The organism is Acaryochloris sp. CCMEE 5410, assembly GCF_000238775.2.
Taxonomy (GTDB): Bacteria; Cyanobacteriota; Cyanobacteriia; order Thermosynechococcales; family Thermosynechococcaceae; genus Acaryochloris.
In genome coordinates this window covers 560,601-575,386 of the sequence record NZ_AFEJ02000001.1, presented here as the reverse complement: position 1 = coordinate 575,386, position 14,786 = coordinate 560,601, and the positions used below count along the sequence as shown (strand labels likewise).

The following is a 14,786-nucleotide window of genomic DNA, read 5'->3' as shown; positions in this document are numbered from 1 at the left end:
AGAACTATCCTGGCTCACTGGTGAGTCGAAAAGCTAGAGTTATCCCGAGTATCATTTGAGGTCCTCGTCGGTGCTTGCCAAATTGTGTAAAACCGCTTTAACCCTTTCGGAGTGACGTTGATCTCTTCATCTCTTAAGACCAACTCTCCATTGACAAACGTACACCCAACAGCCAAGAGAATGCCCAGGCGTATTTCCGGCATGTCAATCTCAATACACTCAAGTTCTATGATGACAAGCGCAAGCAGCTACAGAAGCAGGCTTCTGCGACACTGGCACAGACCGTCTCTTGGACGAATGATTCTAGTAAACCTGCTGATTAAAATTATTCCAACCAGATCAACTCACTATATTTCTCTCTTCATTCTGTACCCACTAGAGATTATTGAGCCCAAGATTGTGATATGAGAAGACTGAAATGCAAATTTCTTGAAGAAAAGTTATTCCTTTAATATGGTATGCCTACTAAGTTCCAAATTTGTGGAAATCCAAGTTTGGATTCTGTTGACTATGTTCACTCAAGATATTACCTAGCAAATTTGCATTTTTTTTCGAGAGTGCTAGTCTTCTTTGCAGCAAAAAATGATAATTTGACTGGATCTGTTCTTTAGTTTGTGGAGCTTTTAATCCATACCTTTGAACAAATTCATTCATGATTTGATTTACGATAAATTCTGTGACATTACGAAGATCTTCCTGCCATACCAGCAACGGGTCTGACATCATTACTGCTTCATAGCTGGGGAAATAGTCTACTTCCTCAATATGGGCAGCAATCTCTCCTGCTGCTGAGCGTAATGTCGATTTTGACATCATATTGGCTACGACCACATCTTGCCCAGAAAATGTACGCTTGAGAGCGACGGGTGACACGGTCAAGATAATTTTATGATTGGGTTTTCCATATTTTTTTAAAAGCGCGCAAATCGATTGGAGCACCTTGATGCAATCAGGATGGTACAGCTGTTTAAAACCAAACCGTTGAGGATAAAGCTTCATTAATCGGGGAGAAGGCGCTTCTGTAATCGCTAGTTTCGTTAATCGATCAAACCAAGTTTCTGTCAATCCAAGGGTAATGATCACCAGATCCGCTTGATAGATTTGAGCAAAATAGTCCTCCAGGGCAGTCCTGCGGGCCTTCATTTTTTCTAAGTCGCCGCCAGGGGTTTGCTCTCGAAGAAAGGGATCAGATAACTTCCCGTTGCAGTCTATAAATCCATTATTGGGGAATGAACTCTCCCCTGCGGCCCAAGCCAATTCTTGGTGAATGGAGATGGGATTGTATTTATTGAGTAGCCCCAGCTGCAAATTCGTGCGAACTTCCATAACATCGCTAAACGGATTGGCACTGGTGACATGAACCCCCAATTTTTGGAGTTCTATTTCAATATTGCGAGCAAAGCAAGACCCGATGGCAAAGACTTTTGCATCTGGCGCAATTTGAAAGGAGGGATTCCATTCAGGAATCACCACACCTTTATTCAGTCTTTCACAAGCAGATCGTTCACCTTTATTCCATCGGTTTAAAAGAGAATGTCCCGGAATAGCTGGATGGATCAACTTATTTTGCTGTTCAGGTCTAGTCATAATCAAAAAATCAGCCTAGTGTTCAATTCAGTTTTTTAATTGATTGAAGGGGAAAATTCCCTGTCATCCGTCTGCTATATCGCCTTAATCGTTATGCTTTAAAGTCTTTGAAGTGATTTCATATCTATTTCCAAATTCCTTACATTGAAAGAGTAAAGGAGAAATATCTGAATTAAAGTAACCACCCTTCAGATATTTCTCCATATTTATGGGCTGATGAACCGCTTAGTCATGTTAGACAAACACTAAATCAGACTCAGCAAATCCATCATCGACAAAGGCAATCAGATCATCATTGAGAAAATCGAATGTTCCATTGCCATCATCAAGGGCAATTGCAAAGGATGAGCTTTCTCCAATTCCAAAGAAGGAATAGTCGTTGATACTGCCTGCAAGCTGGAGGACATCCTCACCCGAAACGAAATCAGTAATGTTAGCGACATCCGTTGTCCCTGCCTCGGTGTAAAAGGTACCTGTTTCATCACCCAAGATGAACGTATCACTGTCTCCGCCACCGGTTAACTCATCAGTTCCCCCGATGCCATTGAGAACATTAGCGCCAGCGTCGCCAGTCAGAGAATCATCGAATGCGGTTCCCGTCAGATTTTCAATATTCTCTAGGGTGTCTGTGACCGTGACGTCCGGGGCAGGTTCATAGGTGGCTGTACCATCCTCTAAACTTGCAGTGACAGCAAACTCCAAATCGCTGAAGTCTGCGGTATCTATTCCTCTACCGCCATCGAGGTCATCCGAACCTCCACCACCGACAAGGGAATCATCGCCGCGACCGCCTCGCAGCTCATCATCACCAGCCCCCCCGATGAGGGTGTCATCCCCTCGACCGCCTCGAAGGGTATCGTTATCAGCACCCCCATTAAGGGAATCATCGCCGCGACCGCCTCGGAGTTCATCTTCGCCATCGGCACCAATCACGGTGTCATCTCCTCGGCCTCCGGAAAGGTCGTCATCGCCAGCACCTCCCCAAACGCCATCATCACCGCGCCCCCCTTTGACGTCATCATCGCCGAGTCCGCCAAACAGGTCATCATCTCCACCCTGGCCAGTGATATCATCATCTCCAGCCAGACCGCGAATAGAGTTATCTTCCGCGTTCCCCGTTAAATCATCATCCCCCTCTGTACCGAGCTTGATAGCATCGTTGTCCACCTCGATGGAGTCGGATCGGATGAGCAGGGCAAGCTGTCCCCCTTCAGATAAGTTGTCGTCCGTAAGAGCTGTCACATCTCCAAATACAGGGTTTTCATCGTCTTGGTCCGCTAAACCATGAGCTTGCACATCAAAGAGGAAAATAGTGCCTGCTTCTTCTCCAAATAAATCAGACACATCGACGATGCCAGAGGTTTCCCACTCACCCGCATCCAAGATGGTTCCATCCGCTAGCTGTATTTCTCCTGGGCCGAAGATTCCATCTTCAGTCCGCTCAAAATCTTCATCTACAGCGGTTGAGGGATCTGGAATGGTCGGATCAAAAATCTGACTGCGATCGACAACTCCGATGGTCGTCACATTCGCACCGACTGCGGCTTCCTCAGGGGTGGTATTGGGGTCAACTCTGACAATACTGGCTTCATTGGGATTGGCTGCACCCTGACCAAATAGAAACTCACCCGTGGCCAGGGTATCCTCTTCTGCTTCATCCTCTTGCACATAGATAAAGCCATCTGGGCTCCAGTCTAAATTGTCAGGGCTGCGAAGACTCCGGTTGGGATCTTCATCCCCATCGTAAATAACCTTGGCCGTTGCCGTGAGCGGCCCCCCATTCGTGAAGTTAGAAAAATCTGTATCCAGGGTATAGAGGGCACCAAAGGAATCCGCCCCGTTGCCATCAGGGCCAATCGCAAATGTATCTACCCCCGTCACCGCTTGGACAATTTCACTGGGATTATTGGGGTTAGTGGCAACGTCTTCGGGTCGGGAGACGACAAAGGCACCCGCTGCTTCAGCTTGAGTAATGAGGTTGCCTTGGGTGGGATACCCAAATTGATCAAAGCCGGTGGCCCCGTCTAATGAAGCTTGGTCTGGTTGCGCAGCGTTATCAATCTGTACCCAGGTGCCCGCTTCCGTGGTGCCTGCACCATTAAACTGGAGGGCATTTAAGACGTCATTATCCGTGGCGTCATCCTGGTTGGCGTCAGGCACCCAAACGTAAAGGTTCCCGCCAGCTAAGCCATTTCGCTCTAGGAAGTTATCGGAATTGGCATTCTTTTCACCCACATAAAGGTAGAACGGCGCGCCTTCAACTTCGCCATCGTCATCAAAATCAAAGGGAGATTGGTCATCGGCTAAGACAAAGGCAACATGACTGGTTGTACCCGTATCAATTTCAGTGGTGTTCTCCCAAGATCCTCTACCAAAGGCAGGTAATTGATAGATATCACCGGTAGCAATATCCAACGCCCAATTGGCACCCCCTACTCGGTTCCGGCTACCACCGACCTCTTCTCCGGCAAAGTAGATGTCATCTACCAACCCCATACCTAGGCCAAATTGTTCAGCTTCAGTCAAGCCACCGGAACAAAAACGGGAAAATCCCTCGATGGGTCGCAAGGTCGGATCATCAGAGCCTACACGAACTTGGCCAAAGATAGAGGTATCGGAAGCGATATCACCATTGGCATCAAATACACGGTTGTAAGCAATTCCGGCATCTTCAATTTCAAACGTGTTGATGTTGATATCAAAGTAAGAAATGCGTCCACCGGTGACATCAAAGGTGCTGCCATCCTCTGCTGTTAGGGAGTAGGGCACGCCACTTTGATCCACCAACTCATGGTTGACGAAAGCGCGAACCGTATCATCATCGAAGCGGATTGCCCCTGCACCATCCAAGATACCCACGGGTTGATAATCACCCGCGGTGGAGCTATTCAATGCACCCGTCGTGTCAGGGATAATCTCGCCGATAGTGACTAAGGGAACGACAGAATAACCGTTCTGCCCAATGACCTGAGAGGGAAATGCAGTCGTAAAACTCATAAAACAATTCCTAAGTCAATAAACATTAATTGGACTAAATGGAAAAAGCTGGAACTCTTGAAATTTAGATACGACGAACAAAAGCCAAAGAAAAAAAGAGGGCATTAATGTAAAGAAACTTCTCCCTATGAAACAAGAAATTAAAGAATATAGACTCAAGTAAAGTCGTACTAAAAAGCAGACTGAGGCTATGTTTCAAGCATTCAAAGTCTATGTCTGCCAGGTTAAATTTTGAATATTAAAAAGTTAAATATTCTATAAATAAAAAATTATCTTAACCATCTAATAACGGGGCTCTAATGGTTCTCTCAGGAAAAACTCATTCAACTCTTTAAACTTATTTTCAAGAGAATTTATTCAGCATCCATTAGAGTTTTAGTGTTGGTACTTTATCGATATTTATTTAGTTAAATTTTTATCTCTTAGCTCAAAAATGGTAACTGGCTCCGCTGCGTTTAGTCCGTGTCCTCGCAAGCGGTTGGGGGTTGATATCGATGTGCGATCGCACTTTTTCCTTGGGGGGCACCCCATCCCCCCGACCCAACCGGGGTGGCAACGCCGGGCAACATGTGGTTTCCAAAGAGCGTTGTTGCTGGTTATTCGCCATGCTTCTTCAGTTGTTTCTATTCGTTTTTATAGGGGTTACCATGCTGACTTTGCTTCGTTCTCCCGCGCCTTCCGTCCAGTTGCCTTCAGCCATGCCTTCTGGGGCTTGGTCTTGCTGCTTCTTGCGGTTGTCCGGGTCGGGCTGGGCCGAGTTAGCGGGTGTGCCTGTGGCTTCCGTCGATCCGGCGGTGGCCAAGCTCCAGGCCATGGGGGCGTCTCGGGTCTCTGTGGTGTCTTCTGGTGCTCAGTTGTGCGTCATTCGGTTCCAGGCTCAGCGGTCGGTGTTGTTGGAGTTGTCCAATGCATTTCCCAGTGCTTGCCGGGTTGCTTAGTTTGCTTGGGTCGGGGTCCTGCTGGGCCTCGGCCCTTTTTTATTGGCTGGCATCCAAAGAGTAACGAACACAAGAAATGTAGAGCGCATCATCTTGAAGACAGGATGCTTTCAGCCAGCTTATCTCCTCTCAGGCCAATCTTCTTCCAAGCCAACAGCAGCAATATCTTTGAAACCAATGCAGTCTAGCCTGCATTATTCATGACGATTTTTGGAGTGCCTCAAGCACCTCTCCACAGGTTAAATCCAGCATTTGTTTGAACTACAGTCTGTTTTGAGGAGTTCCCTTGCCATCAGCGTTTGAAGCAATCCAGGCTAGAACACGATAGACAACCTACATTGCCGGGAGGTTGGCATCCCTCAGTTACAATCAAGCTAGATTCCAAAGCATGTTCTTGCGAGTTATGAGTATTGCACTGCCCCCCAAACTCGACCATCTCCCCGAAACCCTTCCAGAAGGGGCAGTTTGCATTGAGTTAGAAGAAGGCATTCCGGTATTCCGAGCCTCTAGTTCGGTTCAAGCTCATATTGAGTCATTACTCGCCAAACAACAAACCACAACTTTAAGCGCAGCGGAAGAACAAGAACTCGATAGATATGAAGAGATTGATGATTATCTGAGCTTTGTGAATCGAACACTCTGCAATCTATCGCTCCCTTAGACATAGCAAATTACCTAACTTCAAACGATTCCGTGCCGTTCTTGCTGTGAAATCGGGTAGTAAAGGTTTTGCTTCTTAATCGCTCAATCTTTAGGTCTTTCCACCAGTTGCAGCCAGGCTATTAAATCACTGATATCGTCAAATTCAAGTAGCGCTTCCCCTAAAGCTTCTATCTGGTTAGTTTCTAGCGCTTGAATATCAGTCTCTACTTCAGCCGGAATTGTTCCAACCTTACGGTGAAGTAGACGGAGTACCAACTGGACTTGTCCTTCCAGCCTGCCTCGTATCAGGCCCCTCTCTTCCCAACTCGTTACTGTTTGCATAATGGCGTCCCGTTCTGCTGTTTCCAATCTATCAACTTCTGCTTGAAAGCGTTGCTCCTCATCCGCTGCCAACTTCAGGTAGGTATCAATAAATTGTGAGAGAAACATCGTTCTTGCTGGATCAAGCTGCAGTGTAGCTAGCATCCGTAGGCATTCCAGTTTCACCTGGGGCCGATCTTCCACCGCAATTTGCATCTTGGTCATTAATGCGGCAGCAACGGGATTTTGTTGCCTTAAGTAATCTCGCCAGTTTAGTCGATTCAGCTGAATCGCTTGGAAATTAAACTGTAAAACTTGAAAATCGGGAAATCCAATCTGATAAGAATTTTCTGCAGCCTGTCGAGGATTGTCATAGGAAAAGATCACTACAGGATAAATGGGCAAGTCATATTTCTCATGCAATCGCCCGAAATAGAAAAACATTCGTTTCTCAAATTCTTTTTGTTGAGAAGATTGCGGCTCAATTTGGAAGAGAAAATAGCTCTCCTGCTCTCGAAACTTAACGCGAGCCAGCAAGTCGATCAGTCGTTTCTCTTCAGCTCCAATGCTGCTGTAGACCTCTTGGGACAAAAAGGTAACAGAGGTAGGGTCCACATAGTCCACAACCTGAGGTAAAAATAATTCCAGAAATTCCCAAAAGAAGGTTTCAATCAGTTCTTTGAATAAGCCGTCATGATCAATGGACCCTTGTGATGCCAATCCTCTATACCTCCTACTTCCCTGGAATGACGGTGTTTTGCTTGATCTACAGTTGCTGAGTTCGTCGGTAGTTTCCGTGCTGCCGCACCGAGAAGAGGCACCGACCCAGCGGAGCCAAACCAATCTTGCTTATCGCAAGACATACCGCCGCTGTTCCCGTGCCGTCGGTAGGATACCATTCTTTCTTCAACAGTCCCGCCCGTGGCGCTTAGATTATGTTGGGCTATCGCTTCAAAATGCACCCCAATAGACTGCAGGTGTGGCGGCGGCGAAGCGAGGTGAGGGCAAGGGGGGCAACTGAGATAACACCGCCGCAAAGATTCCAGGGTGGGGGTGCATTTTGATTGTCAAGCCGGGGGCGATTGCCAAACAGGGGCCATTGGTGGTTTGCCCTTTTGTTTTAGGGTGCGTCCGGCCCCTCGACTTCATCGCTCCACAGCGAAAGGTATCGCTAAGAGCCTCCCGCACATTTAAGTTGTTGGGCATTGTATGACCTGCCCCAGTTTGCGGCTTGACAACCGCTCATAGCCGAGAAGGGGCAGCAGCTCCGCTCGGCTCAGGCAAGGGAGTCTCTTGCGGTTTTGCACCGATATCTATGTATTCATGCATCTCTGTTACGGAGCGCATACATGCTTTAGGAATTGCGTTCTAATAGCTTTTCTGCGATCGCCTCTCTGACAAATTCCTGCCAGTTAGGGACCGCTGTCACCTGCTCTTTCATTCGTTCAGTTACCCGGATCTGTATACGTGCCGAAAGGGGCTCAGGGCGGTCTGTTTTGAATTGATGGGCAACTAAATCGGGGTTACCACCAGGACGGGGCATAATCCTACCTCTACTAACAGCTCCAATATAGCGTGGCTACTAGGTATTGAAAGATAAGTAATACCTATCAAGCTTTAGGTGTTTTTCGGCTTTATTTGCATGTACACCAGTTATAATAGGTGTATAGACAAGCCCCTGCTGTTTCTTTGGACGGACCCAGCAGGGGATGACTCCAATACGCAAAGGAATCAACGCTATGTTACCAACCATTACGGATACGGCGCTTAACGCCCTGACTCAAGCAGCCAGTCAGATTCAATCTGCACTGCTAGACCATTCAGGCGAGCAGTACGAGATTCAAGATCTCAACGAGGTTCTAGCCCACTGGTTAGAGCGTTCCATCGAATCCCTCTGTGAAGATGCCTGTGAATTCTGCGTCACGGGCGATCGCACCCATAGCAGCTTTAACCGGGATGTCTTTGACGCGCAGTTAAAACAACGTCCTTCCATCAATATCTGGGAGCAAGCGGCGGCAATGGCTCAGGAGGCCAAAGACCAGACAGCTTTAGCTGTCGAACGCGCTGCCTAAATCTGCTCTGGGGAGCCTTCTCCCCTTGCCCCTGTTGAGGAATTTGAAATATGAAACTATCAGCCTATCCTGCTGCGATCGCTTCCTTGCAGCACCAAATCCTAGAACTTGATCAGCAGATCATCACCTTGAGCGAAAGTGTGGCGCTGTTTGCCTCGCTGATTGATAAAGCGATCGCTTTTGATACCACCCTTAAAAACGAGGCCCAGCGCAAAGCCGTCAAGCTGGAGCGTCAGCAGAATGACCCTGATTACTACCAGGCAGCCACAGCCCTCAAGGAAGCCAAACAGAAACGAGAACAGCTAGCCATAGAACTCGGTCTACTTCGCAATCAATTCAGCATCGCCAAGCTGGAAATGCGATCCACTATTGCCCATCTGGAAGCCCAAACGGCTGCCTAACGCCACATTCAACCAATTAGAAAAATCAAAATGCAATTAATCACTGATGAAATCAGGCGACAGCTGCCGCCGTTGTATACCACTGAAAACGCCTCAGATCCCGTTGCCTGGGTCAAGTATTTTACTCCCGATTCATCTTGGACCTGGTATGCGACTGAGTTCGATGGCCAAGATACCTTATTTGGTTTGGTTCAGGGGCTGGAGGAAGAGCTGGGCTACTTCAGCTTGGCAGAATTGCAGCAAGCACGGGGACCATCGGGTTTACCCATCGAGCGAGATCTGCACTTTCAGCCTACTCCCTTGTCCCAACTCCGGCAGCAGAGCTGGACTTAACTGCACTGCCCGAGGCAGCCCTTGCTGCCTCGGGTTAGAAGATTTTTTGTATCCATAGAATAGTGCATAAGAACTATAAGAGTGTTTTCTAAAACCATGTCGTCTGCTCTGTCTACGCGATCGCTTCCCCAGATTAACCGCCCAGCTTTCCGGTATTTTGGCGGTAAATGGTTGCTCGGTCCCTGGATTCGGTCTTACTTCCCGGATCATGATTGTTATGTCGAGCCCTTTGGCGGAACCTTTAGTGTGGGATTGCAAAAACCACCCGTCGCCACTGAAATCTATAACGATCTCCATCAAGCAGGCGTTAACTTCTTTCAAGTCCTTCAACAGCAGCCTGATTCCCTCCTAGAGGCCATTGCTCAATCCTCTCGCACAGCTGCAGAATTCCAGTGCTGTCTGCAAGCTTGTGATCAGCCATTGGAATGGGCTAGACGGCATTATCTCTATTGTCAGCTGGCCTACATTGGAGGCGGTAGTCGCTGGAGCCATGGCCTGAGTTCCTCTAGACTGCAAGCGTCGAGTTCTTGGGATGTGAGTCACTTGGTTGCGATCGCTGACCGTATCCAAACCGTCCAATTCCTCAATCTAGATGCTTTCAACTGCATCCAAATCTATGACTCCCCCAGTACTTTGTTCTACTGCGACCCACCCTATCCCCATAGTGCAAGGGGCAGTAAAGATAAACGGCACCAGAATCCAGTAACACCCCGACGTCAGTACCGACATGAGATGACCGATGAGGATCATCGCCAACTTGCGGAAATATTGCATGGCATTCAGGGACGTGCGATCGTCAGCGGTTATGCCTGTCTACTCTACGAGGAGCTTTACTCCGACTGGAAACGAGTTGAACAAAAGGCATTTACAACTTCTGGCGTGAAGCGGGTGGAGTGCTTATGGTTATCCCCCGAGCCTCCTCAGATCGTTCAGGTTAAGCTATCCCCAATACCGTTCTCTCTGACTCGGAAGATAAGCGCGATACCCGAGAGGGGGAGTTCCAATGAACCGTAATTCCACAGCGCGGAAGCCGAAGCCTATACTAGAAAATGAGGCTGATATCGCAGATGAGCAGGCTGAGTATGATCGTCTCATTGTGGCAGCAGCAGCCCAATAAGTGAGTCAAAGCCATCTTTTCCTCGATAAGGACTTTCAATGCTAAGCCCTAGCCCTAGCACTATGGAATGCGGTTGTAGAGGTAAAGACTAGGATTCTAAACCAACGGAGGATTCCCAATGACCCAAGTCACCCTTAATATCCCTGATGACCTTGTGGTTAATCAGGCAGACAATGGTGAAAGCTTTGCCCATCGTTTACAACTGGCAGCTGCCATTTACTGGTATGCCCGTGGTGAGATCTCCCAAGGCAAAGCTGCGCAACTAGCTGGAATGAACCGTAAAGAATTTCTCAAGAGATTGGCCCATGAAAATATGGATGTGTTTCAGGTTGATTTTGACGATTTGGCTCAGGAGCTAGCCCGTGGCTGAGTTATCGACACCGCCACCTGTCATAGATACCTCGCCTCTAATTTTCTTGACCACCGCTAATTATCTTCATCTCTTGCAAACGCTTTACCCTAAAGTGCTTGTACCCCAGATGGTTGCCACAGAGATTGAGCAATACGGTGAAGCAGACCCAACCTTCCAGGCTGTACAGGCTGTGGATTGGCTAATTGAAACTGAAATATCCAGCATTTCTAAAGCCGTGCAAGACTGTAACCTCGACCCCGGTGAATCTGCCGTTCTTACTTGGGCCAAACAGCATCCAGGAACCGAAGCCATTTTGGATGACTTGGCCGGTCGGCGCTGTGCCAAGAGACTGGGAATTCCTGTCCGGGGCACTTTGGGCTTAGTGCTGGCAGCAAAACAGCGGGGGCATCTTCCTGCAGCTCGTCCCGTGATTGCAGACCTCAAACAAGCCGGAATGTATTTGAGCGATCGGGTCATCGATCAAGCATTAGCTTTAGTGGGAGAGTGAAAGCGATAGCACTAACGTTCTCGTGCAGATATGAATGATACTTGCTCTAAAGCAGTAGAGTGAGGGATCTGAAACATGAATCCGTTATTATTGGGGTAAAATTGGGGTAATCATTTCGTTAAAACGCTAAAATCTTTATAGAATAAGGCTTTTCTCCAGATTCTGGTTCTGAGGGTCGGGGGTTCGAATCCCTCCATGCTCGTTTTTGAAAAAACCTCGAAATATATACCCTTTCAGGGATTCCTAGGTTTCAGGAGTCCCTTTTTTATCTCGTAAATACCATTGGCAACAAGTTAAAGCTACACCCCAGCTTGCAAGGGTATTTCAGCAGTTGGCTTAAAGAAGAAATTTTCAGAATTTGCGGGAAGCACTATCCACGCCTTTACTCTCTCAACCTAAGGGTCCCCATTGGCTCAGGATTTCAGCCTTGGATCAGGCTGAAGCAGGGGCGACTTATTCCACCTTGATTCAGCATGTACGACGGGTGACGGGGACGGGATGTTCAAGAAAGTTGATTGCCAAATGGAAGCGAGAACGGGGCTTGCGATAGCGTTGCTATTGGTGGGGTGTGCTCAGCCCCAGATTTCAAATGAAACTACTGAGACGATTGCAGCTGTGTCGCCCACCAGTACACCTCGACCAGCATCTCCCCAAAAGAACACTCCTCGACGATTAAAGTTGCGGTTGACCTTAGATCGGCCAGAAGATTTAAAGGTCAAGGTTGGTGATGAAGTCGTAAAGGGGCAACTTCTGAGCGAACGCTCGGCACTGGTCTACTAACAGGGCACATACCTAAACCCTTTATTGGTGAGGAGTTCTAGTGTGCTCAACGGACGAGAACAAAATCCCATCTCCATTGCTGGTGTGGTCTGCTTACTGAGCCCCCAATGGGGTCTAACCCAGTTATGAATCAGGCGTTGTACATCTAGCACTCGCTGTAACCCCGACCGCTTCTTAGCGTAGAGATTCTGCCGTCTTCGATAAGCACTACATCGTCTCCTCAAGGCAGCATTGTGAGCCTCATTATGATTGGCATGGACCTCAGACCCTAGACTGATAGCGGTAAAGGGATGCTCTGCTTTCACCCACTCTACTCGCCGATTCCCCTGAGACCCTTTAACTTTCATCGCGACTTCTAACCCCTCTCGCCAAACCTTGCGATGCCCATAGTCAGGATGACACTCCTCACCATTGAGATAGACATTGGCGAGCTTCCAAAGTTCTTGTCCATAACGCCTCTCACCATCGGTAAACCATCGAATCCCATCACAGGCTTTGACCCACTCCCAAGCTGAGTAAACGCCATTTGCAAAAAGTTGTGCATCCTTGAGGCCAGCTTGTGCTGTCAACCAATAGCGGCTTTCGCGTTCAAGGAAATGGATGGTCCAGCCCTGGGATTGGCTGGGGGGAAGATTTTTGCCTACACGCGTGTAAACTTCATCCCCTTCTACCGTCACATCAGAGGCTGCTGGTGCGGGAGGTGACCAGTTCTGTGCTTGGTCTGCTAGGCGTTTTTCCCAACGCATAATGGTGGTATGAGATTTACCGAAAGTTCGACCTGCAGCACGAATACCCATCCCTTCGGTGCGAGCTTTGATGGCATAGCTCACTACTGAACTAGCGGTGCGTAAGCGAGCCATTGGGGTACCCGTGCGTTCGTTGAAACGCCGATTGCAATCCTTACACTGATATCGCTGGACTAATGTCCCATCTTGCAGGCTATCAAAGCCGCGCTTTAGGATCTTCTCGCTTAGACAATATGGGCATTCCATTGATCTACATTAGGTTGCGTCGGAAGCATTATAGCTAGATCCTGCTAACAGACCAGTGCCCATGTTTGCCTCGTTGTGTGACGCTTTTGGCTCCACACTCAATGCAGCAAACGCCCTCAGGCCAACGCATCATACGAACGGTCTCGTAACATTTGACTTCATCGATTAACTTAGAAAGCGTCAGCATCGTTCTCCTTAAGGAAGGGGCATATTTACCTGACATTACCCTCCTCAACTTGAATCAAGCAACCTCCCTGAAACAGCTATTGAGCCATTTTGGATAACATGCGACTATCTTGGTGATTATTGCTAGTGGGCATGTAATCGTTGTAGTTATCTTGGTTGTAGTAATACAGCGTCCGAATAGGATAAGGAATAGTGATATCTGCTTTATCAAAGGCTTTCTTGATGGCGATTATCGCCTTTGTCTGGACTCGTCTTACCTTCGCTTGTTGGGGTTCCGTCCAATAGCGAACGATAAAGTCAATCGAACTATCCCCAAAGCCAACCAAGTCAATTTCCGGTGCAGGGTTAGAAAGCACCCCATCCAACTGCTCAATCGTGCCTTGCAAAAGACTGGCAGCATCTTCTAGAGGCGTATTGTAGTCAACCCCAACCCCTAGATCCGTTCGCCGACTGGGATAAGCCGTTTGCACCTGGACTGCACTGGTAAACACATTGGCATTGGGAATCAGAATCCGTTCTCCCTGATATGTACGAATCTGAGTGGTGCGGAAATTGATTTTCTCGACGGTTCCTTCAAAGCTATCGATGATGATTTGGTCATTGATACTGAAGGGTTCTTGTAGCAGCAATAAAATACCTGCGAAAAGGTTTTTGATAATGTCTTGAAACGCAAAACCAATCGCGACGGAACCTAAACCCAGAGTGGCAATAATATCCCCTAAATCTAAGCCAGGAAACGCCAGTACCCTGCAAAAACAACACCAATCACCCAGGTCATAACATAGGCCGTTTTCTCTAGGAGGATTTGAATTGAATGACTCCGAAAGGCTGTCTTGCCCGCTTTGCCCGCAATACGCTGCGCCAATTGCGCCATATATCGGGTTAGGAATAAAACAATGACAGCCGTTAACAGTGCTGGGAAAATTTTGACTGCACTTGCTAGCAGCTCATTTAAGCTTGACTCAATCGTCTTAAGAATATCGGACATTATCGTGATTGACTTCTACCTACAAAATTCTGGGACACTGCTGACTTTCTCAGAAGCAACGGAGGATGGATCACTCAAGTTCTTTACTGAAATTTCCCTAAAGCGGCTTCAAAAGATTTTTGTAATTCTTGCCCAGCTTTCTCTAAACCGTTTTGGATCTCTTCCCAAGCGCTCTCGCTGGACCGGTGAAGTTTGGTGAGTTGAGCCTGCATGGCATCTCGCTTCACTAAAGCCTCTTCCATCATGGAATGGTATTCAACTTGAGCACTCGCAGCTACTTGATCGGCTCTGGCTTTCATCTCTGCGAGTTGAGCATCGTATTGATCCAGTTGTGCTTTGACTTTTTCGATATAGGCTTGTCTGCTGTCGGTTGTCATGGGCATGGGAAACGCTCCTTATAGCAAAATCTTCAAATCCTTCTCCTCTGCACTTTGGCCATTCTCCAGATAATCTTGATGCAATGTCGAGTACAGAATGAATGTTGCAAGTGTGAAGGCTCATCCTTACCCTATCAACCCAAGCTGGGAAAGGGTTCTACCTTCAGGCATATATAGATCTACGCCTAGCGGTAT

18 protein-coding genes, 1 tRNA gene and 1 pseudogene are annotated in these 14,786 nt (G+C 47.8%); 11 read left to right on the top strand and 9 right to left on the bottom strand.

The annotated features are described in order from the left end of the window. Positions 1 to 14: 14 nt before the first annotated feature. From ON05_RS02510 to ON05_RS02500, 3 genes are all read right to left on the bottom strand, one after another. A complete protein-coding gene (locus tag ON05_RS02510; RefSeq protein ID WP_085945263.1) occupies positions 15 to 203 on the bottom strand; it encodes a hypothetical protein in 189 nt (62 codons plus the stop codon). Positions 204 to 465: 262 nt separating this feature from the next. Next, positions 466 to 1,587 (bottom strand): GSCFA domain-containing protein, encoded by a 1,122-nt coding sequence (locus tag ON05_RS02505; protein WP_010481231.1) that lies wholly within the window; start codon positions 1,585 to 1,587, stop codon positions 466 to 468. Positions 1,588 to 1,821: 234 nt separating this feature from the next. Continuing rightward, the gene (locus ON05_RS02500) at positions 1,822 to 4,584 is read right to left on the bottom strand and encodes an alkaline phosphatase PhoX (RefSeq protein WP_010481233.1); all 2,763 of its coding nucleotides are present in this window, start codon (positions 4,582 to 4,584) and stop codon (positions 1,822 to 1,824) included. Between the two features lie 647 nt (positions 4,585 to 5,231). Between ON05_RS02500 and ON05_RS02495 the strand changes: the two genes are divergently transcribed. Further along, complete coding sequence (locus tag ON05_RS02495; protein ID WP_085945264.1) at positions 5,232 to 5,522, top strand: hypothetical protein; 291 nt, start codon at positions 5,232 to 5,234, stop codon at positions 5,520 to 5,522. A 403-nt stretch (positions 5,523 to 5,925) separates the two neighbouring features. After that, the gene (locus ON05_RS02490) at positions 5,926 to 6,183 is read left to right on the top strand and encodes a hypothetical protein (RefSeq protein WP_010481236.1); all 258 of its coding nucleotides are present in this window, start codon (positions 5,926 to 5,928) and stop codon (positions 6,181 to 6,183) included. Between the two features lie 83 nt (positions 6,184 to 6,266). On the opposite strand, the gene ON05_RS02485 is transcribed toward ON05_RS02490, so the two are convergent. The 3 genes from ON05_RS02485 to ON05_RS02475 all read right to left on the bottom strand — a co-directional run bounded on the left by ON05_RS02485 (position 6,267) and on the right by ON05_RS02475 (position 8,028). Then, positions 6,267 to 7,205, bottom strand: a complete 939-nt coding sequence (locus tag ON05_RS02485; protein ID WP_010481238.1) for a DUF4351 domain-containing protein — start codon at positions 7,203 to 7,205, stop codon at positions 6,267 to 6,269. 231 nt (positions 7,206 to 7,436) lie between these two features. Beyond that, positions 7,437 to 7,691: a hypothetical protein gene (locus ON05_RS02480; RefSeq protein ID WP_010481240.1), complete on the bottom strand. Its 255-nt coding sequence runs from the start codon at positions 7,689 to 7,691 to the stop codon at positions 7,437 to 7,439. Between the two features lie 148 nt (positions 7,692 to 7,839). After that, entirely contained in the window at positions 7,840 to 8,028 is a 189-nt protein-coding gene (locus ON05_RS02475; RefSeq protein ID WP_010481242.1) for a hypothetical protein, read from the bottom strand. Between the two features lie 196 nt (positions 8,029 to 8,224). Between ON05_RS02475 and ON05_RS02470 the strand changes: the two genes are divergently transcribed. From ON05_RS02470 to ON05_RS02430, 9 genes are all read left to right on the top strand, one after another. After that, positions 8,225 to 8,557 carry a hypothetical protein gene (locus ON05_RS02470; protein ID WP_010481244.1) on the top strand — a complete coding sequence of 111 codons (333 nt, stop codon included), beginning with the start codon at positions 8,225 to 8,227 and terminating at the stop codon, positions 8,555 to 8,557. Between the two features lie 50 nt (positions 8,558 to 8,607). Further along, positions 8,608 to 8,958 (top strand): hypothetical protein, encoded by a 351-nt coding sequence (locus ON05_RS02465; RefSeq protein WP_010481246.1) that lies wholly within the window; start codon positions 8,608 to 8,610, stop codon positions 8,956 to 8,958. 30 nt (positions 8,959 to 8,988) lie between these two features. Beyond that, a complete protein-coding gene (locus ON05_RS02460; RefSeq protein ID WP_010481247.1) occupies positions 8,989 to 9,291 on the top strand; it encodes a DUF2958 domain-containing protein in 303 nt (100 codons plus the stop codon). 96 nt (positions 9,292 to 9,387) lie between these two features. Continuing rightward, complete coding sequence (locus ON05_RS02455; protein WP_010481251.1) at positions 9,388 to 10,305, top strand: DNA adenine methylase; 918 nt, start codon at positions 9,388 to 9,390, stop codon at positions 10,303 to 10,305. 221 nt (positions 10,306 to 10,526) lie between these two features. Then, on the top strand, positions 10,527 to 10,778 hold the full coding sequence (locus tag ON05_RS02450) for a UPF0175 family protein (protein WP_010481253.1): 252 nt from the start codon (positions 10,527 to 10,529) through the stop codon (positions 10,776 to 10,778). After that, complete coding sequence (locus tag ON05_RS02445) at positions 10,771 to 11,268, top strand: DUF3368 domain-containing protein (RefSeq protein ID WP_010481255.1); 498 nt, start codon at positions 10,771 to 10,773, stop codon at positions 11,266 to 11,268. The genes ON05_RS02450 and ON05_RS02445 overlap by 8 nt, the downstream gene beginning before the upstream one ends. A gap of 92 nt (positions 11,269 to 11,360) precedes the next feature. Then, a tRNA-Ser gene (locus tag ON05_RS02440) sits at positions 11,361 to 11,470 on the top strand. Between the two features lie 156 nt (positions 11,471 to 11,626). Next, positions 11,627 to 11,818, top strand: coding sequence for a hypothetical protein (locus ON05_RS02435; RefSeq protein ID WP_039782144.1), 192 nt, complete (start codon positions 11,627 to 11,629; stop codon positions 11,816 to 11,818). Continuing rightward, entirely contained in the window at positions 11,791 to 12,048 is a 258-nt protein-coding gene (locus ON05_RS02430; protein ID WP_262561095.1) for a hypothetical protein, read from the top strand. Before ON05_RS02435 ends, ON05_RS02430 begins: the two co-directional genes overlap by 28 nt. Here ON05_RS02430 and ON05_RS02425 read toward each other — a convergent pair. From ON05_RS02425 to ON05_RS02410, 3 genes and pseudogenes are all read right to left on the bottom strand, one after another. Beyond that, positions 12,045 to 13,040 (bottom strand): IS1 family transposase, encoded by a 996-nt coding sequence (locus tag ON05_RS02425; RefSeq protein WP_262561004.1) that lies wholly within the window; start codon positions 13,038 to 13,040, stop codon positions 12,045 to 12,047. The two genes, ON05_RS02430 and ON05_RS02425, sit on opposite strands and share 4 nt — an antisense overlap. Before the next feature lie 263 nt (positions 13,041 to 13,303). Beyond that, a pseudogene (locus tag ON05_RS02420) lies at positions 13,304 to 14,214 on the bottom strand (mechanosensitive ion channel family protein). 83 nt (positions 14,215 to 14,297) lie between these two features. Then, entirely contained in the window at positions 14,298 to 14,597 is a 300-nt protein-coding gene (locus tag ON05_RS02410) for a hypothetical protein (protein WP_010474211.1), read from the bottom strand. Positions 14,598 to 14,786: the final 189 nt, after the last annotated feature.